The sequence below is a fragment of the Paenibacillus filicis genome, assembly GCF_038070315.1.
Lineage (GTDB): Bacteria > Bacillota > Bacilli > Paenibacillales > NBRC-103111 > Paenibacillus_G > Paenibacillus_G filicis.
In genome coordinates this window covers 20,910-45,236 of sequence record NZ_JBBPCC010000015.1, presented here as the reverse complement: position 1 = coordinate 45,236, position 24,327 = coordinate 20,910, and the positions used below count along the sequence as shown (strand labels likewise).

Sequence of the window (24,327 nt, the reverse complement as noted above, 5' to 3'; positions counted from 1 at the left end):
TCATGAATTTTTTATCTAAACGATATTCTAAACTAGCTGCTACAGTCACACTTGCGCTGACGTTAACAGTAACTGCAGTAGCGATTCCTTACTCTAGCTATGCAGAGGGTCCTAAAGATCCGGCTCCAACGATTGCCGCAAAAGGCACGCCTAACGGCAAAAAGGTTCTTTTCGATAACGCCCATGGCAACACGACAGGAGCTTCGGACTGGGTTATTGACGGGGGGTTCTCCGACTTTGCCAATGGAATCGCGAATGCCGGATATTTCGTTAAAGAATTGCGCCTCACCAGAGCTATGACCTACGATGATCTTAAAGATTATGACGTCTTTGTAACCGCAGAATCCAATGTTCCCTACAAAGTGTCCGAGCAAGCTGCTATGTTGGAGTATGTAAAGAAAGGCGGTTCCATCTTCTTCATCGCCGATCATTACAATGCTGACCGCAATAAGAATCGTTGGGACGGATCAGAGGTCTATAACGGTTACCGTCGTGGAGCCTGGGAAAATCCGGCCAAAGGAATGAGCACAGAAGAAGCGAATTCTGCAGCAATGAAGGATGTTGTAAGCTCCGATTGGCTGTCGGATAACTTTGGAATCAAGTTCAGATATAACGCGCTTGGTGATGTGAATGCGAACATTATCGTTGCAGAGGATCAGGCATTCGGAATTACAAAGAATGTTAAATCAGTCGCTATGCATGCCGGCAGTACGCTGGCTATTACCGATCCCAATAAAGCAAAAGGCATTGTGTATGTTCCAAAAAATCCTCCTAAATGGGGCACTGGTGCGGTAGATAAGGGTGTATACAATGGTGGAGGCATTGAGGAAGGGCCTTACGTAGCTGTCGCTAAAGTGGGTAAAGGAAAAGCAGCTTTTATCGGGGATTCTTCGCCGGTAGAGGATGCAACACCTAAGTACAAAAGAGAAGACAACGGTAAAACGAAGACTACTTATGATGGATACAAGGAGGTAAACGATGGTGTTTTGCTGCAAAACGTCATTGACTGGTTAGGCAAGAAAGAAAATTTCACAAGCCTCTCGCAGGTACAAGGACTTACCTTGGATCAGAAAACTCAATTGCTTACCTCTGGCAAAGAGAATGAGATTCCTCAACAATCGGTTGAGCCTCAAAATGAGCCGTGGGCTGCTCCAGATCCAGGTTACAAATGGTGGGATCCATCTACATTCGCAACGGGTTCATACGGTAAGTAAGCCAAGAAGCGAAAAGGAGATCCTCCGAGGTTATTGAAAGGGGGTGTAGTCTCTACACGTGTAGAGACTACACCCGTAGCCGTCCCTAGGTTAAGGGACGGCTCTTATCATTTTTATGAAGAAAATATGTGATTTATGAACAGAACCTGGAACTGCTCATTTATGAGCAGTTCTTGTTGTATATAGAGAAGATCGGTTGCGGAGTTCTCTCCCAACGTCCAAAAAAATGACACCGAAAATGAAATATGACGACTTATGCCATTTTTCGGTCTGCTCTATAATGAGTTACAGATTCGAGATAAAGAAGGAGGATGCGACAAAAGTGGATGCGGCGGTGGAGACTGCGAAGAAGCCTGGAAACAAACAGACAATCCAGAGATGGCTGCGCAGATTTTACAAACAAAAATATTTGCAAATCATGGCTCTAATGGGCGTTGCTTGGATGATCATATTCAACTATGTTCCCATGTACGGAATAATCATTGCCTTCAAGGAGTACGACATTACCGGTTCCATCTCAAGCGCACCTTGGATAGGGCTGGAAAATTTCAAGGAGTTTTTTGAGGATGAGAATCTAGGGTATGTGGTCAAAAATACGTTGGGCATCAGCTTGCTGCGTCTCATCATCGGTTTTCCTCTTCCGATTTTATTCGCTATTTTGCTCAACGAAATGCGTTCTGCCTTGTTTAAAAAAGGGGTGCAGACGATTTCCTACCTTCCCTATTTCCTCTCATGGGTAATCCTTGGTGGAATCTTGAGCACATGGTTAGCCGATGTTGGAATTATCAATCAGATGCTGCTCAAGCTGCATGTGATCGACGAACCGGTCAGCTATTTAGCCGAGCCGAAGTATTTCTGGGCGATTTCCATCATATCGAGCATTTGGAAAGAACTAGGCTGGTCGGCGATCATTTACCTCGCAGCTATTGCGGGCATATCTCCTGAATTGTACGAAGCAGCCAAAATCGATGGAGCCGGGAGATTCCAGCGTATCCGCCATATTACGCTTCCATCCATTGCCGGAACCGTATCTATTTTATTCATCTTGGCTGTCAGCGGAATTCTAAATTCGAATTTCGACCAGATCATGGTGCTTCGAAATTCTCTGAACGAAAGTGCCAGCAATGTCATCGACATCTACATCTACCAGACCGGTCTACAATCTGCTCGTTTCTCCTATTCGACGGCGGTCGGGCTCGTCAAGTCGGTAATCGCGCTTGTATTGCTGCTTGTGAGCAACAGTGTCACGAAGAAAATCAATAACACTTCGCTGTTCTAGACCAGTCAAAGGAGAGGTTTTACATGTTTCAATTAAAACGAAGGACCGTTGCCGAAGCAGCGTTCGATCTAGGCAATAACCTGTTCATGCTATTGATCTGCTTCCTCACGTTGTACCCGATATGGTATGTGATCGTCAATTCTTTTAACGATGGAAAGGACGCGATGCTGGGTAATCTGTACTGGTGGCCTCGTGTATTCAGTCTCGATAGCTATAAGGCGGTCTTTGACAACAACAGCATTATGCTCGCCATGGGCGTCACTGTCGCCAAGACAGTCATCGGGACAGCCGTGCATGTCTTCTTTACCGCCATGGTTGCTTACGCTTTGTCGAATAGGGAACTGCTCGGACGAAAGCTGTACATGACGCTTGGAACGATCACCCTCTTCTTTGGAGGCGGACTTATTCCTTCTTATTTGCTGATTCGAAATCTCGGACTTCTGGATAGCTTCTGGGTGTATATCCTGCCGGCGGCCTTCAGCTTCTATGATCTCATCATATTTATGGCATTCTTCCGCGAAATTCCGGCCGGCTTAGAGGAAGCAGCCCAAATCGACGGAGCGAACGAGTTCAAAATCTTTATGAGCATCATCCTCAGAGTATCAATGCCGGTCGTCGCTACGATCGCGCTGTTCCATGGCGTCTATCAATGGAATGATTATTTTGCCGGCGTCATCTACATCAACAATCCTGACCTGCAGCCGATTCAAACGTTTCTATATCGGATTGTAGCGGAGTCCAGTTCTAATCAGATGGTTTCGGCGATGGCCGGCAGCATCCAAAAGTCGGTGACTTCCCAATCTGTCAAGCTGGCAACGATGGTCGTGACGACGTTACCGATCGTCCTCGTGTATCCTTTCTTGCAAAAGTACTTTGTCAAAGGGATGATGATCGGCTCTATTAAAGGGTAGGCATACCTATTGGAGCTTGAGGAACTGGTTTTTTTTGGACCGCCTTCAGCGCTTCAAATTAAAAGTATGATAAGATAAAATAATGAAAGAAATGGGGAAAGTACGATGGTTAAATCTAAAAAAAGCTTGTCGATCCTGATGTCGATGTCGATTGCTCTCGTGTCTGTGCTGTCGGCTTGCAGCGATTCGGCCAGCGAAGGAAAGTCCGGCAAACAGGGGGCAAGTTCCGCTCCTTCGAGTACGGTTAATGCCAATGAACCGGGCTGGAAAAGCAGCACCGATCCGATTACTTTCAATTGGTATTTGAATTATTCGTGGTTTACGGGCAAATGGGGCGTTGACAAGACGACGCAGTACATTACCAAGAAAACCGGCGTCAACATCAATTACATCGTTCCGGCAGGCAACGAAAACGAAAAATTAAACACGATGATCGCTTCCGGCAGTCTGCCTGACTTCATCACGCTGGATTGGAATGCAGATGCCGTCGACAAGATGATTAAGGGTGGCTTGGTGCTTCCCCTGAATGAATTGGCCGAGCAGTATGATCCATACTTCTTCAAGACTGCCGATCCGGCCAAGCTTAACTGGTATAAGCAAGACGGCAAGGTATATGGTTATCCGAATCAGTCAAGTTCTCCGTCCGACTTCAAAAAATATGGAGAAAACTACACATCCAACAACACTTTTTTAGTGCGTAAAGATATGTACGAAGCCATTGGAAGTCCCGACATGCGTACGCCGGAAGGTTTCCTGAAAGCGCTAAAGGCCGCCAAGGAGAAATTTCCGGAAATCAACGGCCAACCGCTCATACCATTCGGTTCCCAGGAATTTACGAGTACAGGAAATCCTTCGTTTGAAACAAGTCTATTCGAGTTCTTGTCCATCCCGAATGAAAAAGACGGCAAGCTTTACGATCGTACCACAGATCCTGAATATATCCGTTGGCTGAAAGTTTTCCGTGAGGCGAATGCCCAAGGTCTGGTCTCCAAGGATATTCTAATTGACAAGCGTCCGCAAATCGAAGAAAAAATTCTGCAGGGCAGATATTTCGCGATGATGTTCCCGCGTTCGGATATACAGAACCAGAACGTCACCCGCTACCAACAGGATCCAAATTCCGTGTATATCGCGGTGGATGGACCGGCAAATTCGAATCTCTCTCAGCCTAAGCTGAGCGGACCGTCCATCGCCGGCTGGACGTTGACTCTGATCTCCAAAAACGTGAAGGATAAGGAAAGAGCGATCCGATTCCTGACGTATTTGATCAGCGAGGAAGGCAACAAGGATCTTTTCTTCGGCGAGAAGGGCGTTACTTATGATGTGATTGACGGCAAAGATCAATTTCTTCCTGAAGCGCTCAACATGTACAACAACGATCGTTCATCGTTCGCTAAAACGTACGGCGCTTCCTACACCTTCTGGATGCTCATGGACCCTTCGCTTAATCTGAAATGGGCTCCGGCTTCCGTGGAACCCATCAAGGAGCCGGAAGATTGGACTCGAGGCAAAGTAGTCGACAATACGGTCTACTCCAACCTGAATCCATCTGCCACTTCGCCGGAAGGGATTTCGCTCGGCAAGATCAATACCCAGTGGGGCAAAACACTCCCTAAGCTGATCTTGTCGAAATCGGAAGCTGAATTTGAGGATACGTGGAAAGAATTCCAGAAGTATCGCAGCCAGCATGAGCTGGACAAAATTCAGGCTTTCCAGGACGCAGCGTTCAAGCGTAACTTAGACAAGCTCAAAGAGTAAATCCGAACTGCCTGGACAAGTCCGGCCTTAGCGCCGGGCTTGCCTGGGTTTCTTCTCTATCATTCAACTTCGACGGAAGGGGGTAGATTATCGATGAGAAAACTTATCGTTAGTGCAAAAAGGTCTATCGACGGCCTTTTCGGTCAGCTTTCTATTCAAGCAAAGCTGATTCTGACGTATGTTCTCGTCATTCTAATCCCGACCATCGTATTTTCAAGTTATCTGCTTGGAGCCAACTATCGTGGCAACATCACGAGTATCATCAATAAAAACGCCTATTTTCTCGGCACGGAGAAGAATAATATTCTGAACAACATGGAGGGGATGGAGCGGACGGCACAGCTGACGCTGGCAGATCGCGACGTGCTGAATTATCTTCTCAACAATTATGACATCAGTGCAGAGGAACTATTTAATTTCAATGCGGGCCCGTATAACAATCTGCAGCATATTTTGTACAACAACCCAAACATCAGTAATCTGCGAGTGTTTACGGACAATAAGTTTGCACACGAAATCTGGCCTATTATTTTTAAGGAAAGCCGGATTGCGGGCGAAGAGTGGGTGAAGAAATATAAGGCCCAATCTGAACCTTCTTGGTGGACGATTTATACAGGGGCGGACCATCCTCTCGTTACTGAATCGCCGGAAAACAGCAGAAATTACACGTTCGTCAGCTTAATTCAAGAAATCAAATATCCGCTTGATCGTCACCTGGGTCTGCTACAAGTGAATATGAAGTCGGATGTGTTCTTCTCCAAAATATACGGCAATCTTCAGGATCATTCCTCACAGCTGATGGTAATTGATCGCGAATCCCTCTTGTATTACAATGGGACATCCTTGTTCTATGAGAAGATTACACCCGAAGAAATCAAGCGGGAGTTCATGCAAAAGACTCGGGGAGACGAGGGCAGCTTCCAATTTAGTCATAACGGGATTCCTTATTTGTGTGTGTACACGAATCTGGATCGGCTGGATAGCCACTTGTTGACCGTGGTTTCGCTGGAATCCTCGTATAACGACATGAACAAAACGAGGTTAGCCATCATAGGCTCCACCCTGCTGTTAGTCATCATTCTGTCCATCATTACCTATAAGCTGCTCTCCGTTATTCTCAAACGTCTTCATCTGCTGCGAGAATCGATGAAGAAGGTTCGCCAAGGGGACTTCAATGTGGAAATTCCTCATCTCGGGGGAGACGAGGTGGGAGAGCTGGGCAGTCAATTCCGTCAGATGCTAAAAAAAATGAACGAACTGATCATCGTGGCGGTCAACAAGCAAGCAATCTCACAGGAAGCGGAGCTCAACTCCTTAAGGAATCAAATCGACGCCCACTTTCTGTATAATACGCTGGAGAATCTGAAGATGATGGCAGAAATCGAGGGACAATTGGTCATCTCCGATACATTGACTTCGTTAGGCGGCATGATGCGTTACAACCTTCACTGGACCCATCATTATGTTCATCTCTATGAGGAAATTCAGCACATTCAAAACTATATCTCCATCATGAACATCCGATATAGCGGGAGACTGGATTTACGTATCAAGCTGTCTGAGCGTCTGCAGCAGCAGGAGATTCTAAAGATGTCGCTCCAGCCGATCGTGGAGAACGCGCTTAAACACGGGATGAACTCTTCGAGAATTCGTAAGCGCAGTCTGATTATCGAAATTTCCGCTTATGAAAGAGAGGGGTTTATCTATATTGTCATCCGAGACAATGGGGCTGGCATTCCGGATAAACGCTTGCAAGAAATTAATGATCTCTTCGATCAGGATTCCATGACCGCGGATGCATCCATGGGCGGCGGGAGCGGGTATGAGATCATCGGTAAACGTGACCGTTCAGTTCATGCAGGCAGCGGCATCGGACTGCGCAATGTCAATTTACGTATTCGGCTTCACTATGGTCAGGGCAGTGGGGTTCGTATGGCTAGCATAGAGGGCGAGTATACGGAAGTCACGATTAAAATTCCCTATTTAATCCTGTCAGGAGGGATGGCTGAATGAAACGAACTCTGTTGATCGTGGATGATGAGGAATTTATTCGGGTTGGGATTCGGGCGATGCTCGAGCGTGAGTTTCCCGACTTTTATCAATTCTATTTTGCAGAAGACGGCGAAGAAGCTTTGGAGATTCTTGGCTCGAACGCGATAGATATTATGATCACGGACATTAGGATGCCGATCATGGACGGAATTACGCTCATCGGACTTTTACGGCAGCTTGAACATAGGCCGGCTGTGGTTATCGTTAGCGGCTACGATGATTTCGAATACGCCAAGCAAGCGATCCGGTATGAGGTTCGAGATTACTTGTTAAAGCCGATTGTCCGAGGTGAGCTTCATCAAACGCTCATCCGTCTGGAGCATGAGCTGAAGCGAGACGAGGAGATTCAAGGTATGCTCAGTGCAGCAGCCCTAAAGGAAGAAGCATACCGGCAGAGCGAAATCCAATATGTGCTGTTAAACGATGGAATGAGCGACGGAGAAGTGGCTGAGAAGTTGGAGAAATCCGGAATATCGGAGCTTCAAGCCGGCTATTGCCTAGGTCTTGTGCAGGCGGTGGAGCTGGAAGGACGCGCAGAGGGAAATGTCGTTCTGCAAACGCGCATCGATGAATTTCTGCGCAATACGGGGCAGCCTGGCGAGTGGCGCTTTACGGACAAGGAGGGGCGAAGCCTCGTTCTGGTCCGGGATGAGCGGCGGCTAAACGAGCTGCTGGATCATCTTGGTCAAGGACGCTTGAAATCCTGCCAGATGGGGGTTAGCGATTGGACGGAGGAGCCTGAACGGTTCAGGGAAGCCTACCTTCAAGCGCTTAAAGCGCTGCGGTATTTCTTCCTTAAATCGGCTCCAGGAATGATTCGTTATAGCCAGATCAAGGATAAGCCGCATTGCAGGGAAATACCGAGGGAAGAAATCATCAAAATCGGCAATATGCTTGGAACCGAGCGAGAGCAGGAGATCAAGACTTTGCTGATCAAGGTGCTGGAATATCCGAAGATATTGCGATACGACATCTCGTATATGGAGGAAATCAGCAAGGCCATCAACGAGCTGATTTTTGACCGAGTGTTCTTCATCTATGGCGAGGAGGCTGTTGAAATTCTCAAGCTTTACCGGCAAATCGGCAGCTTGTACCAATCGCCCAGTTTTCACAGTTACTATCATGGTGTAGAGAATCTGTTGGACCGCTTGAACGATTTTATCCGTGAAGTCAAATCGACTCATCTTAATCAAAAGGAAATGCGAGCCGCTCTGGAATTTATTGATAGAAATTACGAGCGTAAGGATCTTAATCTGGCCATGGTCTCTAATCACGTCTCGTTCAACTACTCCTATTTTAGTTCCGTATTCAAGGAGTACACGGGCATGAGCCTGATTCAATATATTAAGAAGCTTAGGTTGACCAAGGCCAAGGAATTACTGGATCACAGCTTGCTAAAAGTTTATGAAATCAGTGCCAAGGTCGGTTTCGATAACCCGAAGCATTTCAACAAAGTCTTCCGCGAAGCCGAGGGGATATCCCCCATGGAATACCGTATGCGGACGACGAGTTTACATGTTCCAATCGTTGTACCCAAGGAGGAGAATATCGATTGAAATTTACCATTAAGCCATCCTCGCGTATGCGCGAAATCGCAGATCAGTGGGATTTTCGCAGATTGCTGAATCAAGTATGCTGTCCGACCAACGTTCAAGCTGGAACATCGGCTTCGGAGTTTGGGGCCATGTTTTTCTTTGGGGGGGAAGTGGAGGCCCTAAGCGCGGCAATATCCTCTTTTCGCTCGACTTGCGAGATTCCGCCGTTTATCGTCAGCGATCTGGAGAACGGTCCGGGCGAAATGATTCACGGTTCGCAACGGTTTCCCCAGATGATGGGGTTCGGCCAGGCCGATTCCGCAGAGCTGGTTTATGCGATTGGGAAATCCACAGCTTTGCTGGCTGGAGCATGCGGATTTAATTGGAATTTCTCTCCGGTCGCTGATCTTGCCGGCCATCCAGACAGTCCGGTCGTCTCCGGTCGCAGTGCGGGACAACGTCCGGAACAGGTGATCAAGATCGCCGGAGCTTATATGCGCGGGCTGCAAGACAATGGCATGATGGCTACGATTAAACACTTCCCGGGTGACGGATGGGATACCTATGACCAGCATTTGACAACGTCGGTCAACCCGCTTTCCGTGGAAGAATGGCACGAGGGGCCGGGCCGGGTGTTCAAGGAGCTTATCGAGGCAGGGGCGATGGCAGTGATGCCGGGACATATCGCATTGCCGGCCTTCGACAAGCCCGATGAGCGGGGGCTCTATCCTCCGGCGACCGTATCACGGCCTCTTCTACAAGATCTTCTGCGCGGGGAGCTTGATTTCCAAGGTTTAATCATTTCTGATGCCGTCAACATGGGCGGATTGGTCGGCTATATGAATTACTACGATGCTTGTGCCGCAGCGCTGGAGAGCGGCTGCGACATGCTGCTGTTCCCCCACATTGACGAGCGCTTCTACGTGGAAATGGAACGCTGCCACGCCGAAGGCAAACTAAGCCGGGAGACGCTGCTGGATCGTGCCAGCCGAGTGCTGTCCCTGAAGGAACAGATGGGGCTCATGTCAGGAAGTTTACCCGAGCGTACGCAGCCGGACCATGCAGAACTGGCACGATTAGCAGAACGCGTAACTAAGGAGAGCCTGACGCTGGTAAGAGACCGGGAGGGACTTGTTCCGTTTCCACTGCGTCGCGGAATGCGGATTTTGCATGTCGTGATCATGAACAAGGCTGATCATTATAAAGACTTATATGCACGGATCCATACGGAACTTGCGCGATATTGCGACCGTGTCGATCAGTGGGTCGATCCGGGGCCGGACAAGCTATTCCATGCGGCGATATCTGGAACCTATGATCTGATCCTCTGCTCCATAGGCAGCCGTCAGGATTATGGCCTTAATGTGGCTCGCCTGCATGACGAGGTTGCCCGGAACATGATGGGCGGATGGATGAGATTGGGGACTCCGGTGATTTTCGTGTCCCATTTCCATCCCTTTGTTCATAAAGAGTATGAGGCACCTATCGATACGCTGATCAATACTTATGGCGATGTTGAGTTTACCGCACGATTGCTCATCGATGCGATCGCCGGAGAATTTGAAATCCGTCGCGAGTTATTGGCACATGACTAAGCATCATTCGTTGCGGGTTCATACGGTAAGTAAGCGAAGCAACGAAAAGGAGATCCATCGAGATTATTGAAAGGGAGTGTACGTTCTACAAGTGTAGAGCTTACACCCGTAGCCTGTTGAGAAAATCCTCGACAGGCTATTTTTTTATGTTTACTACTTATTCCTTCTCCGCGTTAATTCGATGTACTAAATAAATCTAATCGTTTGGAGAAGGTGGGGACGAATCCAGCTCAGTGGGATGCGACCTATTTATGCAAACAGAACAACCTGCCCGCCACCGTTCAGTTGTTGCAAGGTTTGACAAGTACATGGACCTGGACCTATGAGGGACTTAAAAGTACGTTAATCCATGTACAGACGGGCAAAGGGACATTGCATAACTATCAATACACGAACAATCTTAAAGGTAACCAGACATTGCGAGTGCAAGACGGCCAATCGCAGAGTTTTGTGTACGATAAGTTAAGCCGGATTCAAACCTCTAGCGAGTACCAGGAAAATTATACGTATGACAGCCGCTGCAGCCTTCAAACTTTGCAGAGTATGAAGCCGATGATGCTGACGGATCAAAGCTTTACGTATGATAAAAAAAATCGCTTGACAATGGTAAAGGGAGGTCAAGGAAATTCAGTAAGCTACAAGTACAATGGTGACGGCCTTCTGACTGAGCGAAGTGAGAATGGGAACACGACGCGTTATTACTATGATGGATCAAATATTATAGCTGAGGGCCAGGTAGTTGGAAGTGTAGTGACGCGCAAGGCCAGTTATATTCGAGGAAATCGACTCGTTGCACGGGTAGATGCAGCAGGCACAAAAACATATTACATGCATAATGGACATGGTGATGTGGTAGGGCTTGTGAATGCAGCGGGACAGGTAGTGAATACCTATACGTATGATATTTGGGGAAATCCATTAACTACTCAGGAGCAAGTTCAACAACCATTCCGTTATAGCGGAGAGTATTGGGATAGCAGCACCGGATTGCAGTATTTGCGAGCCAGATGGTATGATCCAAGCATAGGACGGTTTATTAATGAGGATACGTATGAAGGGGATATTGCCAATCCGCTGAGTTTGAATTTGATACGTATGTGGAGAATAATCCGCTGAGGTACAGTGATCCCAGTGGGCATATGAAAGTTCCTGATTTGAGAACATATTCGGCTATGCTCAGGGGCATTTAATTCAAGCATAATAAGTAATCTTGTATATCAGGAAAATAAGAATAACATTTTCTTAGCATTTCATGAAATAGCACAACTTCATACCTCAAAGCAGTTGGAAGAAAGTGGTCTTGCTACTACTCTTGAGCAAAGTATAACTTCTAAAACAAAAAAAATATGCTTGGTCGGTATAAAACCTATGAAGCTGATGTAGTTGTTAATTCAACTTTAGAAGCATGGGAGGTCAACCGGTTAATGGTAAAGATCCGAAACCTCAACTAGCCTTGTATAAAACTGATGGGAACTACAAAGAAGGTCATAAACTCAACAAAATGACTGGTATTCCTATAATGGGGCAAATTGAGATGAAAATAGAATACCCGAATGCTGGTGAAGCGATTTACTCTTTTTACAGAAAGGAGAAAAACGGAAAAGAGGTATTTGTTCCAATTACGGAAGCAAAGAGTGAAGTAAATGATTATTTGAAAATGCTCGATCAGTCTATAAATGGCAGTAAATCTTGGTGGCAGGAGCTATTTCCAACCATACCTATTCCTGGCCTACCTGCGATTCCTATTCCTGCAATTTAATGTATATATCTTCATAAGTTACTTAATTTTAATGCTACGGAGGTAGTATTCAATGATAAGAAAAAAATTTCCTGATATTACGGATTTCTTTGAAATAGCAGAAAAGTATGGAATTTCAGTTGACGAAAGACATAACCCCAGTGAAGGCTTTGAGTTTTATGAATTAGAAAAACAGAGTGCATTTTCTTGCGATATAGTTGGGGACCTTGAGCTTTTTAGTATAGATTTCCAGAATCCTGATGAATCAATGTTAAATGCATTAAAAGATGTATTGATAAAATATGGAATTCCCACTGAAACTCTCATTAAAGATTCGATGATGTGCTATAATAATCGTGAATATATTACTACTGAGTACGAAACGTACTGGGTAGACTTCATTCCTCACGATGACAATGAAATTCTATTGATACGCTATCGACAGTTCCAAAGATAGTATGACGAGAAACCACAATGCGACTTGAACTGTAACCCATAAGATGGACACTTGAAAAAAGTGATCTCTTAGGGGTTACAGATCCACCTCGTGTTGTGGTTTTTCTTAATTAATCATTGTTGCTACTGTATTTGTTGCTGAAGAAATACATCCATAACTAACTAAAAGGCTCTAATGAGCAAAGTTCTTACAAAGCAACATTAAAAAAATTTCCCGAAAGATTGACTTTTAAAATCCGATTTTGGTAAATTGCTCTTGAAAGGAGACAATCAACCTCTAAATTACATCAATTATAGCCAAGCTTCTTATAACATATCGAAAGTAGCCCAATATTTTGGAAGGAGAGTATGCCTATTGTTTGATACCATAAAAATGAAAGTATCCCCTGTTTATCCTGAGTTAAATTCCATACCTCATGAATCTACTACATATTTGGACAAATCAACAGGATTACTGAAAACAACTTATAAAATGAAAGATGAACAAATCCCATATATTCATTACTACGACAACAGCAGAACCCTCGTTTTGCAAGTTTCGATCCCCAAGTTTCTCTATGGAAACAATGTAACGCTCCTTCAAGAAAAGGATATTCCGCTCTTTTTCAAAAGGTTACAAGAACGCATGATTGAATTATTTCAAATCGAAGTTAGCGCGGCGGATTGGTAAGTAGAAAAACGGCTAGATGTTTGTTGGAATTTTAAGGTGGGGAATCAGGTGAGTGATTATCTCGCAGAAATCCAACGAATGAGTGTTCCGTTCATGAAACCATACACCTATGGGCATCTGGAAACGGCTGGGCATAAAAATAAGAACAGAGAGGTGATGTTTTACGATAAGCAGAAGCAATGTAGGGATACGAAGGAGGGGCATGAAATCATCGAACAGGCAGAGGGGCTTCTGCGTATGGAAATTCGACCGAGTCACAAGGAACTCAGAAAATTCTCACCCAAGCGCAGAGCCATTGAATTGCTGACACGATCATTCTTTACGAATATGACAGGCTCTGTACTCAAGCATGTTCAATTCACAGCACCCGTTGAAGGCGTAACGTTAGGCTGGCTGAAATCGCAACCTTACAGTATTCATCAGATTGAAAGTACGATGGGATTTAATCTATTGAAAAAGACGCTTACGGCTTCAGAAATCAAGCAATTGTACAAGCCATCAACGTATGACAATAGACGGACACTAGCAAGAAAAATTCACTTCCAGGCCCTAAACCTTTAGCTCCATTAACCATCCATTTGGATCAATTGGGCTAGAAGTTATCCAGCCAAGAGTTGATGTTAGAGGTTTCGATTACGATTCCAAATGGAGTAAAATCGGCTAATTGTTCAACAGACGTAAGACTTTTACGATACTACAAAGTTCTTCGGGAAAGACACTATCTGCAATTGCGGGTAAATACGGAAACTGTCAATGCGCTGAGGCTGCAAATGATATGAAATCTTATTTGGCGAAAAAAGGTCTGAGTGGGGAACAGGTATCCATAAAATACGATTCAAAAGGTTTCATAGTAAGTGATACTTACGGGACTGAAGCTATTAGTCAAAATGGATACCATACAGGAATATTGTATGAAGATAAGGTTTACGATAATATTCATACCAATGGTATATCTTATCAAGATTGGTTAAACGATTTCTATGGTGTTGGTAATAGGACTATTACTAGAACAAGTATAAAATAAGGAGGATAAGTGTGGATATATTATATAAAAAAATCCAAGAAGTGAAACAAAGACCTGGTATGTATATCGGGAAAAAATCTTTACATCTACTCCAGGCATATCTGAATGGTTACATAGCCTATCATAACGAAGTAAATAAAGAACCTAATTATTTTTTTCTTTCTGAATTTCAAGGATATATTCAACGGCGATATAATATAAATACAACTCATAGTTGGGCTGAACTGATTACTTTTTTCTCAAGCAACGACAATGATGCTTTCGATAGGTTCTATGAGTTACTAGATGATTTTTTCGCGGAAAATACACGTTAACAGGAAATGGTCATTGAATAACTAGAACGTATTTTTATTCATTGGAGCCACCTCGTGGAGTGGTTTTCTTTCTATAAAATCCAAAATTACACTTTGCCGGAGACTGTCAATTAAAAAGTGTAACCTTTGAAAGCAGAATCTAGCAAACAGCGAGCCGCAGCTTGACCCGGAGCCTCTGGCGGGCCCGATGCACCCGCGATGGGGGAAGGAGGCTGTGGGCCCTTTTCGCTCCGGCGATCAGCCTATCAGGCCCGCCCCCTCCGTATCAAGCTGCTTAGCGCACTTAGACGCGCTCCGGATAAAATACCGTGAGCTGCAGCAGAATTTGGCCCCAGTTCTGCACCCGCCCTGTCCATTTCCGCAGTACATCCATGGTCGCCAGGTACAGCATCTTCAGCAGCGATTCATCGGTCGGAAAGATGCTTTTACCCTTGGTGACCTTCCGCAGCTGCCGATGGTAGCCCTCGATCATATTGGTCGTGTAGATGAGCTTGCGCAACTCCGGCGGATAAGCAAAGAAGGTCGAGAGCTCCTCCCAATTCTGTCGCCATGACTTCACGAGTAACGGGTATTTCGTTCCCCATTCTTCCTCAAACCGATCTAGTTCCGCCCTCGCAGCTTCCTCCGTCGGTGCTTTGTAGATCGGCTTGAGATCAGCCGTGACTCGTTTCAGATCTTTGTAGGACACATAGCGTGTAGAACTGCCAATTTGGTGTATGATGCACTTTTGGATATCCGTTTTCGGAAAGCTGGCGCTAATCGCCTGGCTGAAGCCGGTCAGGTTGTCCACGCAGACGAGCAGGATGTCTTGGACGCCTCGGTTTTTGAGCTCATTCAAGACGCTTAGCCAGAACTTGGCCGATTCGTTCTCGCCAATCCAGATGCCCAGCACATCTTTGTTGCCATCCAGATCAACCCCAATGACCATATAGGCCGCCTTGTTCACAATGGCCCCGTCATGCTTGACTTTGAAGTGAATTGCATCGAGAAAGACGACCGCATAAACCGGTTGAAGCGGCCGACTCTGCCATTCCTTGATGAGCGGTACGATTTTATTGGTTATATTAGAAATGAGAGTTGGTGAAACTTCAATCCCGTACAGGTTCTGCAGATGATCCTGAATGTCGCGGGTGCTGACACCTTTCGCGTACAGGGCGACGACCTGGTCTTCAATCCCGGTTACGTTGGTTTGATTCTTCTTGATCACGACGGGATTAAACTCACCCAGTCGGTCCCGCGGCACCTGAATCTCCATATCGCCATACTCGGTATGCACGGTCTTTTTCCCGTAGCCGTTGCGGCTGTTCTTTGTGGCTTTGTTCTGGTCGTAGCGCGCATAGTCGAGCTGAGTATCCAATTCTGCTTTCAACGCTTCCTCCAGTACATCTTTGAACATGTCCTTCAGCGTCGCTTGAATGTGTTCCACGGATTGGAACTTGTGTTCATCGACAAAAGCACGAATATCTTTTTTGGTCCAAAATTTCTCGGTCATCTTGGTTTCCTCCGAATCAAGTTTTCTATGATGTCAGTATGCCCAACTTTTCTCGATTTCAAAGGTTCCACGTTCTATTTTACAGACCCACCTAGAATGATAAAACAGGTACTCTTTCTCGAACATCGTGAAAGAGTACCTGTTTTATGATATGAACTTTTTCAGTTGCCTCGATGAATTCAGAAGTCATCTCCTAACTGCTTAAGACTATAGTAACCGTTTTTCAAAACTGTCCATAGTTAAGGTTACAGTTCATAATAACACGGACAAGGTTGTTTTTTTCTTTGATCCATATGCTCCAATCTCTTCATAGATTCAGCACCGCCTTATACCCGAGGCCGCGGACGGACACCAGTTAAATTCGGGATACCCTTCAAACCGCTTCCGCAGGCGGTTGATATGCACATTGATCGTGGTATCCGTCCTTTCGCTTTGCATCCCCAGATTTCGTCCATCAGCTGGATGCGGGTTAAGATACGGTCCGGAAAGACAGCAGCTTGTACAGCAGGTAAAATTCTTTTTGTGGAAGGCTCTGCTTCTCCCCGCCACGTATGATCGGCAAGGCATCGTAATCAAAACCATCTTGCCTACAACCAGCTTGCGGTTTATACACCCAACATAAGCAGTCGATCTAGTCCGATGCCGCTGATCAAGCATCGTTCCTTTTTGCTTCCGAGCATTTGATTCATCCAGTCCACAATTCCACCATCGCCAATTTCTATTTTTTCATCATCAGTTTCCATATATATCTTGAAATTGATACCTTGATAATACTTATTGTCCTCGGTGTCATAGTCAAGAGTAAGCTGTGTGTCAGGCAGCGTAATTTTCACTAGTTCGGTCATACGGGTGAAGAAACAATCGCCGTCCGTATAACCGCCTCTTTTTCGCAAAACAATCGATAGTTTTGCGTTGTAATGTTCATGGAGTAACTCTTTGTAGAAAAGCAAGTGCTTTATCCATAGTTCTTTTTCGCAGATGTAAGAACCGCTATCTTTACCCGAAGATACCAAACAAAATAGACCAAAATGAGCAGAAAATCCTTTCCCGGAAAATGCTTGCGCTCTAATAACTCTTGCAGTTGTAGCATAGTGCAAAGGGGGAGTATTATTTTCTATCCTTCTCTTTAATTTGTCTGCCATAATAATGGCCAACATATTGGAGGGATCAGAAAGAGTTTCAGTACCCCGTAATGCACTTACCACATTGTACTGGTCTACGCATCCAAAAGCACTACAACTACCAAGAGGAGCAGATGGCGAAAGTAGAACAGTTTCTATATCCATTTCCTTCGCTGCCGCTAATAGTTGTGTTTCTAAGGCATGAAATTTAGCTGGATTAACCTCGCTTTGCGTAGAAAATCGGTTTGATTGAAATGTCTTTAAGACATCCGCAGGAGTAAGTTTTTCCGTTTGTTTTTCAAAAAGCTCTAGAAGTAGAGAATTTAAGTCTGCTTTGGACAGGGACAGGAGTTTATCTAATAATTCTGGATCGCCAATTTGTTTCAAAATCCTGTTTATGATGGTACTCATGAACCCCACCCCTCATTGCGATGTGTATGTGATGTCTTTCATTATAAGTCATTAAACGGAATCAAACACTTAAATAAATGACCGATAATTCTAAGCTTACAGAGGGCCACACGTGTTTTTATTTGCGCAATCGAAGGCGAATCTAATTGAACATTCCGCAGGCGGATGATACGATGGGAGTAGCTTACTAGGGAAACGGAGAGCTTCCATGTGCGGAAAATATTTATTTATATGATTGGTATTGTATGCGCTGTCTTACTTTATTTTACCATCGAATCCGCCGATAAAGTGTTTCGCTCCGACTGGCAGCTGCCGCGTATATCCGCTGACAATCAAGCGAAGCATCGGCTCGTGCTGATTACGCAGGAGCTGGATACGCCGTTCTGGGAGAAGGTTGGGGTCGGAGCGCTCGACGAAGCGAAGAAGAATGATGCGAGTATGGAGGTATGGGGAAGCTACGGCAAAAATCAGGAAGATTTTTTGAAAAGGATTGAAATTGCCATCCATTCCAAAGTGGACGGGATTATCGTGCAAGGACTCGACACGGACGATTTTAAAAGCTTGACGAAAATTAAAGCCGCTTTCTATGGCATTCCGATCATTACCGTAGCGAATGACGTTCCCATGGTGGAAAGCCAAAGAAGAACATACGTCGGCTCCGATCAATACTTGGCCGGGCAAATGATCGCGAGGCAGCTTCTGTCCGACCTGGGAAAGTCGGGCAGGGTGATCATGATCGGAGACAATCGCGAGGAGTATTATCAGAAGCAGCGGCTGAAGGGCATTCGGAATTTGCTTGACGGTTATCCGGACATCCAAACGGAGTATGCGGTTACACCGGACGCGCGAGAGCAGGTCATCGCTACAACACAGGGTTTGATGAACCGCTTGCCGAACGTGGATGCTTTCGTCGCTGTCAATGCGAACATTGCAGGCGCGATGATTCAGGAAATCGGCAGGCGCTCGCAAGTGAAGCTGTACCACATTTATTCGTTCGATGACGGGACGGAAACGTTGTCGCTGCTGAAGAAAGGCAGGCTGAGCGGCATCATCCAGCAGTCTCCCGAGCAGATGGGACGGCAGAGCGTGAAATTAATGATCGAGTGGCTGAACGGAGAGACGATTCCTCTACATCCAGACGGTTATTTTACGGAAATTCAAATGTTAAAGGCGACGGATGTGCGATGAATGGTATCCAGAAGAAAATATGGACGTTGGCCGCTATCGTTCTATTCATCATGGTGGTGATTTGGATCCTACTTACCTACTACAACCAAAAAACGCAAAATCAATACAATGACATCCTGCAGCGTTATTTGCTCATGAACGAAGTGACAAGCGCAAGCCAACAGGCGGTAACGGCGCTTTACAACTATTTGCTTGCTCCGACCCATGTGAATTTGGAGCAAGTGAATCTAAGCAAGGAGCAGGTACGCAAAGCGAAATTCGAAGTTTTCCATTTGCGGAATATGGATAACGACTTTGCGCTTACCAACTATATGAACCTCATTGACAGTTTCATCGAAACGACGGACCGGTCGCTCCTATTCCAATCGGAGAAGGAAACCGAGGATTCGAATAAAGCTTTTCTGGAAGCGAGCCGGATATCCAAGTATATATCCGAAATTACGCTGACGCTGCTCGACACCGACTTGAAAACGTATGATCGCTTCTATCGCGGAATTATTGAGCAGTCTGAAGGGCTCAACAAGCTTGGTATTTGGCTGCTGCTGCTCATTACTTTTCTTCTGCTTCTGTTCACCTATTGGTTCTCGATCAGTATTACAAGGCCGGTGCTGAAGCTGACGCAAGCGGCCAAAGAATTATCCAAAGGGCGTTTTGATTTGCAGATCGAGGTAGAGTCCAACGATGAAATTGCCTTTCTCGCCAAAATGTTCGATCGCATGCGGATCAATATCAATAACCTGATCTCGGAAATTCAGCAGACGGCGCAGCTTGAGAACGAGCTGCAGCAAAACAAGCTGCTGCTTCAGGAAAGCCAGCTTCGCAGCCTGCAAAGCCAGATTAATCCGCACTTTTTATTCAATACGCTAAATACGCTCTCAAAGAAAGCGTACCTGGAAGGCTCTGAAGAAACGAGCAATCTGCTGGCGAGCGTCGCCGGGCTGCTCCGCTACAACTTAAAGCGGCTGGACAGATCGGTTGCGCTCTATCAGGAAGTCGAAGTGCTGCGGCAGTATATGGACATCCAAAAAGCGCGATTTGCTGATCGGCTGCGATTCGAAGAGCATATCGAAGAAGCGTGCCTGAACGTGCAGCTGCCCGGCCTTACGTTTCAGCCGATCGTAGAGAATGCCGTTATTCATGCCGTTGAACCGGAGGAGGAAGGCGGTACGATTTGGTTCCGTGTGCGGGATGGAGGCGAGATGGTAACGATTGAAATCGAGGATGACGGGAAAGGAATGTCGGATCAGAAGATCAAGGAGATTTTGGAGGAAAAGAGTGTCGAAACGGAAGGGCATTCGACTGGCATAGGGCTCAGTAATGTCATCAGGCGGCTTCGGCTCTTTTACGGCCGCGAGGATATTATCGAAATCAGCAGCGGAGCTGGCCGCGGTACGAAGATCCTATTGAAAATACCGAAAACAAGGAGAACGGAAACCTATGATCAAGCTTCTCATCGTGGATGACGAGCAGACGGAGCGAGATGGCTTGCAAGCGATTTTGCAGAACAACTTTGCCGGCCTTGCGATCAAGCAGGCTAGAAATGGAAAAATATCCATCCAGATGGCGGAAGAGTTCCGGCCAGATTTGATCTTTATGGATATTAAGATGCCCGGGATAAATGGGCTTGAAGCCATCGAACACATTAGCGGGAATCATCCCGGCATCAAATTCATCATGGTGACGGCGCTCGATACGTTCGAATTCGCCATCCAAGCGATCAAACTGGGCGTAAAGGATTATATATTAAAGCCAAGCAAAGTGAGCGAAATCGTGGAGGCGGTCGGGAAGGTGCTGAAGCAGATCGAAGAGGAGCGAATCTCGCTCCAGACGAGCAAGCTTCAGCAGGCCGTGCTGCAAAAAGCCATGAGGCTCATCGAAACGGATATCGTGACGCAGCTGCTATTCGATCATGTACACGAGGTGCATCTGGACGAGCTTGTCGGGCTGCTCGGTACGAAGATGACGAGAGAGAAATTCGTCATGATCGTCATGCTGCCACTAGAGTCGGAAAGCTGCTATGCGGAGGTCAAAGAGAGCATACGAAGAACAGGAAGCGGATGGGTCGGCGCGCTTTATGGCCGGCAAATTCCGATTATCGTCTTTCGAAATGCCGACCAGTCATTCCGTGCGCAAGCCACTTCGCTCGCGCGCGATTTGCTCACCGTTGCAAAGTCCAATCCGGGTCCGGGCTGGTTTGTCGGCATCGGAAACGCATGCGAATCACTGGAGCAAATTCGACAGTCCTACCAGGAGGCGCTGATCGCCTCGACGGATACGGCACTTCCGGTCAAATACCGGTTCTATGCCGATACGCCCATAATGGCCTCCGCCCGTGACGGATATCCGATCAAGCAGCTGGAAAAGCAGTACTTCGAGCATATTCGGCAGGGGCAATGGGAGCAGGTTCGAACCGATGTGATCGATTTTGTTCGGCGTTACGAGAACGAAGGTGCGGATATGCTGCTGGCGCAGCAGCGCGTGCTGGAGCTGCTTTGGCTAGCCGCGCGGGTGCTGGCGGAAATGGGCGTCGAAACACAGACTTCGGTTTTCTCATTCCAGGCGCAGGATTATCGGCAGCTTCTCGCCGAATCGGGTCTGCTGCTTGACCGGATGCGGCAGTCGTACGTGGAGCATTATGACCAGGTGGAGCCGGATACGATCCATCAGATCAAGCAGTATATCGTGGAGAATTCTCAGGAAGATATGTCGCTGGAGTTAATCGGACAGAAGGTGAATTTAAGCCCTTTTTACATTAGCAAAATGTTCAAGGAGCAGCTTGGCATCAACTATATCGACTTTTTGACCGAATGCCGCATCGAGAGAGCGAAGAAGCTGATGGGCGATCCCGACAAAAGCTTGAAGGAAATTACGTTCGAGATCGGCTATCACGATCCGAACTATTTCAGCAAAGTGTTCAAGAAGATGTGCGACGTCTCGCCGACCGAGTATAGAAGGACGCTCCTCGGCAAGAAGGGCTGATAGCCGATTCCCCAGCATCATAGCGAGAGAGGAGAGAAGCCAATGAAACAGGCGGTTAAACTTAGCGGAATCATCGCACTTGCAGTTTTGCTATTGACTGTATTGTCAGGCTGCTTCGGCGGCGGAATGAACGGCCAAGGCACACAGTCGCCACACGCTGCCAAACCGGCATCGACGGTTACGGGCGAGAAGACAGAGGGTGGAGGCGAGCGGCCGCCAGCGGATTCCAAAAAGATTAAAATCGGCTTTTCGATGGACACGCTGCTGGAGGAAAGATGGCTGAAGGACAGGGATCTGTTCAAGGCAGCGGGCGAGGCGTTAGGTGCAGAAGTCAAGATTTTGGCTGCTAACGGCGACGACGCCAAGCAGCTCTCGCAAGCGGAAACGTTTATTGGCGAAGGCGTCGACATACTCGTCATCGTGCCGCACAATTCCGAGGCGATGGCTGCGATCGTCAAGAAGGCGCATTCGACCGGCATTAAAGTGCTTGCCTACGACCGTCTTATTAAAAACTCCGATCTAGATCTGTACGTTTCCTTTGACAACGAAAGGGTTGGAGAACTGCAGGCTCAAGCGATTACGAAGCTGGTGCCCAAGGGGAAATACGTATATATCGGAGGGGCGGATACGGACAATAACGCCCATCTGTACAAGAAGGGCGTCTTCAATGTGCTTCAGCCGTTAATCGACAAAGGAGAAATTACGATCGTGTTCGATCAATGGACGGAGGATTGGACGCCGGTCAACGCACTGGCCAACATGAAAGCGGCGCTCAGCGCCAATAACAACCAGATCGATGCGATCATTTGCGCCAATGACGCAACGGCGGGCGGCATCGTTCAAGCGCTGGCGGAGCAGCAGCTCGCGGGCCGCATTCCCGTTGCCGGACAAGATGCCGATCTTGCAGCGGCACAGCGGGTTGTCGAGGGCACACAGACGATGACCGTGTACAAGCCGATTCAATCGTTGGCCGAGAAGGCCGCCGAGCTGGCAGTCAAGCTGGCGAAAGGCGAAAATGTCAACGCCGACAGAAAAGTGAATAACGGAAAGATCGAAGTGCCGTCCGTTCTACTGTCTCCCATTCCCGTTAACCTGCTCAATATAGACGAGACGATCATCGCCGACGGCTTCCATGCCAGAGAAGACGTCTATCGGAACGTCAAGGAGTCGAAAGTACAAAATTAAAAGGGGTGAAGAGTCCTTATCCTGGATTTTCCTGGGATAAGGACTCTTTATTTTTCAGTGAATCCGGTTCACATCGTCCTTCTCGACAAAAGTGTAAAAAATTACAGATGATGTTAAAAGTGTGCTATTGTATAGCGCTTACATGGATCATGAGCTGTGTTAAAGTTAGTTTGAAATCAATGAACCATTCCGGGAGGGGTAAGAAAAATGAAGAAAAGCTTCAAATCGATTGCGCTTATGCTCGTAGTCATGATGCTGACGGTTGTTGTTGCGGCCTGCAGCCAGACCGGCAACAAAATCAGCGTCGGAATCGTATTGCCGACCAAGGACGAGCCAAGATGGGTACAGGATGAGCAAAGATTCAAGGATGCGCTTAGCGGTACGAAATATACGACCGAGATTTTGTTCAGCCAAGGCTCCCCCGCTAAGGAAAAAGAGAACGTCGAGACGCTCATTAACAAAGGAATCAAAGTTCTGATCATCTGCCCTCAAGACGGAGATGCAGCTGCATCGGCTGTCGAAGCCGCCAAGAAGGAAGGCATCAAGGTCATTTCCTATGACCGCTTGATTACGAAAACGGATGCCGTTGATTACTATGTTACGTTTGACAGCGTCGCTGTAGGCGCAGCGCAAGCGAAATACTTGGTTGATCATGTGAAAGGCCCCGGCAAACCGCTCTACTTGTACGCAGGAGCTGCTTCCGACAACAATGCGTTCCTGTTCTTCCAAGGCGCTTGGAAAGTGCTTCAACCGAAAATTGCCGACGGCACCTTCGTCATCGCAAACTCCAGCGAAGCGATTGCATTGAAGGATCAAGCTGAATTGACACGCGAGCAATTGAGTAAAATTATCGGCCAAGTGACGACGAACTGGGATGCAAACGAAGCGAAAAACAAAGCTCAAACGCACTTGACGGCTGCTTCCGGGAGCTTGAAGGGCGAAGTAGCGATCCTTGCGCCGAATGATGGCACGGCTCGGGCGATCGCAGACGTCTTCAAATCGGACAGCGCGGTTAAGAGCTTTGTCGTAACGGGTCAGGATGCCGAGAAGGCTTCGATCCAATATGTGATTGACGGCAAGCAATCGATGACCGTATTCAAAGACGTTCGTACGCTCGTCAAAGACGCAATGGGCATGGCGGTTGCCATCCTCGACGGCAAGTCGCCGGAAACGACCGGCTCTTACAACAACGGCAAGATCGATGTCAAAGCCAAGCAAACGAACGTTATCGTCGTTGACAAGGGCAATGTCAAAAAAGAACTCATTGATTCTAAATATTACGAAACGAAAGATTTCACCGGACTATAAGCGATAAGCTTATACGAACATAGCCTTTGCGGGATAGTGATAGATTCGTCTATCACTATTCTGCAATCGTAAGAGTTGTGTGATTAAGGAGTGTGAC

At 46.7% G+C, this 24,327-nt stretch carries 20 protein-coding genes and 1 pseudogene; 19 read left to right on the top strand and 2 right to left on the bottom strand.

The features are described 5' to 3' along the window. Nucleotides 1–2: 2 nt before the first annotated feature. The 14 genes and pseudogenes from WMW72_RS21495 to WMW72_RS21430 form a co-directional block, all read left to right on the top strand. Nucleotides 3–1,208, top strand: a pseudogene (locus WMW72_RS21495) (hypothetical protein); the annotation flags it as partial. Nucleotides 1,209–1,440: 232 nt separating this feature from the next. After that, entirely contained in the window at nucleotides 1,441–2,493 is a 1,053-nt protein-coding gene (locus WMW72_RS21490; RefSeq protein ID WP_341417625.1) for an ABC transporter permease, read from the top strand. 23 nt (nucleotides 2,494–2,516) lie between these two features. After that, nucleotides 2,517–3,404: a carbohydrate ABC transporter permease gene (locus WMW72_RS21485; RefSeq protein WP_341417624.1), complete on the top strand. Its 888-nt coding sequence runs from the start codon at nucleotides 2,517–2,519 to the stop codon at nucleotides 3,402–3,404. Between the two features lie 105 nt (nucleotides 3,405–3,509). Beyond that, nucleotides 3,510–5,162 carry an extracellular solute-binding protein gene (locus tag WMW72_RS21480; protein ID WP_341417623.1) on the top strand — a complete coding sequence of 551 codons (1,653 nt, stop codon included), beginning with the start codon at nucleotides 3,510–3,512 and terminating at the stop codon, nucleotides 5,160–5,162. Nucleotides 5,163–5,255: 93 nt separating this feature from the next. After that, nucleotides 5,256–7,175 carry a sensor histidine kinase gene (locus WMW72_RS21475; RefSeq protein WP_341417622.1) on the top strand — a complete coding sequence of 640 codons (1,920 nt, stop codon included), beginning with the start codon at nucleotides 5,256–5,258 and terminating at the stop codon, nucleotides 7,173–7,175. Next, nucleotides 7,172–8,770, top strand: coding sequence for a response regulator (locus tag WMW72_RS21470; RefSeq protein WP_341417621.1), 1,599 nt, complete (start codon nucleotides 7,172–7,174; stop codon nucleotides 8,768–8,770). Before WMW72_RS21475 ends, WMW72_RS21470 begins: the two co-directional genes overlap by 4 nt. Next, nucleotides 8,767–10,344, top strand: coding sequence for a glycoside hydrolase family 3 protein (locus tag WMW72_RS21465; protein ID WP_341417620.1), 1,578 nt, complete (start codon nucleotides 8,767–8,769; stop codon nucleotides 10,342–10,344). The genes WMW72_RS21470 and WMW72_RS21465 overlap by 4 nt, the downstream gene beginning before the upstream one ends. 213 nt (nucleotides 10,345–10,557) lie before the next feature. Next, complete coding sequence (locus tag WMW72_RS21460; protein WP_341417619.1) at nucleotides 10,558–11,460, top strand: RHS repeat domain-containing protein; 903 nt, start codon at nucleotides 10,558–10,560, stop codon at nucleotides 11,458–11,460. Nucleotides 11,461–11,749: 289 nt separating this feature from the next. Beyond that, on the top strand, nucleotides 11,750–12,103 hold the full coding sequence (locus WMW72_RS21455) for a hypothetical protein (protein WP_341417618.1): 354 nt from the start codon (nucleotides 11,750–11,752) through the stop codon (nucleotides 12,101–12,103). 52 nt (nucleotides 12,104–12,155) lie between these two features. Beyond that, a complete protein-coding gene (locus WMW72_RS21450; RefSeq protein WP_341417617.1) occupies nucleotides 12,156–12,539 on the top strand; it encodes a hypothetical protein in 384 nt (127 codons plus the stop codon). Between the two features lie 354 nt (nucleotides 12,540–12,893). Next, entirely contained in the window at nucleotides 12,894–13,208 is a 315-nt protein-coding gene (locus WMW72_RS21445; RefSeq protein ID WP_341417616.1) for a hypothetical protein, read from the top strand. A 48-nt stretch (nucleotides 13,209–13,256) separates the two neighbouring features. Continuing rightward, nucleotides 13,257–13,769, top strand: a complete 513-nt coding sequence (locus tag WMW72_RS21440) for a hypothetical protein (protein WP_341417615.1) — start codon at nucleotides 13,257–13,259, stop codon at nucleotides 13,767–13,769. A 103-nt stretch (nucleotides 13,770–13,872) separates the two neighbouring features. Then, complete coding sequence (locus WMW72_RS21435) at nucleotides 13,873–14,232, top strand: papain fold toxin domain-containing protein (RefSeq protein WP_341417613.1); 360 nt, start codon at nucleotides 13,873–13,875, stop codon at nucleotides 14,230–14,232. An 11-nt stretch (nucleotides 14,233–14,243) separates the two neighbouring features. Continuing rightward, nucleotides 14,244–14,546, top strand: coding sequence for a hypothetical protein (locus WMW72_RS21430; protein WP_341417612.1), 303 nt, complete (start codon nucleotides 14,244–14,246; stop codon nucleotides 14,544–14,546). 283 nt (nucleotides 14,547–14,829) lie between these two features. On the opposite strand, the gene WMW72_RS21425 is transcribed toward WMW72_RS21430, so the two are convergent. Continuing rightward, nucleotides 14,830–16,038, bottom strand: coding sequence for an IS256 family transposase (locus tag WMW72_RS21425; protein ID WP_341417611.1), 1,209 nt, complete (start codon nucleotides 16,036–16,038; stop codon nucleotides 14,830–14,832). Between the two features lie 605 nt (nucleotides 16,039–16,643). Beyond that, the gene (locus WMW72_RS21420; RefSeq protein WP_341417610.1) at nucleotides 16,644–17,570 is read right to left on the bottom strand and encodes a hypothetical protein; all 927 of its coding nucleotides are present in this window, start codon (nucleotides 17,568–17,570) and stop codon (nucleotides 16,644–16,646) included. A 210-nt stretch (nucleotides 17,571–17,780) separates the two neighbouring features. On the opposite strand from WMW72_RS21420, the gene WMW72_RS21415 reads away from it, so the two are divergent. From WMW72_RS21415 to WMW72_RS21395, 5 genes are all read left to right on the top strand, one after another. Next, on the top strand, nucleotides 17,781–18,758 hold the full coding sequence (locus WMW72_RS21415; protein ID WP_423227579.1) for a substrate-binding domain-containing protein: 978 nt from the start codon (nucleotides 17,781–17,783) through the stop codon (nucleotides 18,756–18,758). After that, entirely contained in the window at nucleotides 18,755–20,221 is a 1,467-nt protein-coding gene (locus tag WMW72_RS21410; RefSeq protein ID WP_341417608.1) for a sensor histidine kinase, read from the top strand. Before WMW72_RS21415 ends, WMW72_RS21410 begins: the two co-directional genes overlap by 4 nt. After that, on the top strand, nucleotides 20,196–21,737 hold the full coding sequence (locus tag WMW72_RS21405) for a response regulator (RefSeq protein ID WP_341417607.1): 1,542 nt from the start codon (nucleotides 20,196–20,198) through the stop codon (nucleotides 21,735–21,737). Before WMW72_RS21410 ends, WMW72_RS21405 begins: the two co-directional genes overlap by 26 nt. Nucleotides 21,738–21,779: 42 nt before the next feature. Then, a complete protein-coding gene (gene xylF / locus WMW72_RS21400) occupies nucleotides 21,780–22,922 on the top strand; it encodes a D-xylose ABC transporter substrate-binding protein (RefSeq protein WP_341417606.1) in 1,143 nt (380 codons plus the stop codon). A 207-nt stretch (nucleotides 22,923–23,129) separates the two neighbouring features. After that, the gene (locus WMW72_RS21395; protein WP_341417605.1) at nucleotides 23,130–24,230 is read left to right on the top strand and encodes a sugar ABC transporter substrate-binding protein; all 1,101 of its coding nucleotides are present in this window, start codon (nucleotides 23,130–23,132) and stop codon (nucleotides 24,228–24,230) included. Nucleotides 24,231–24,327 lie beyond the last annotated feature (97 nt).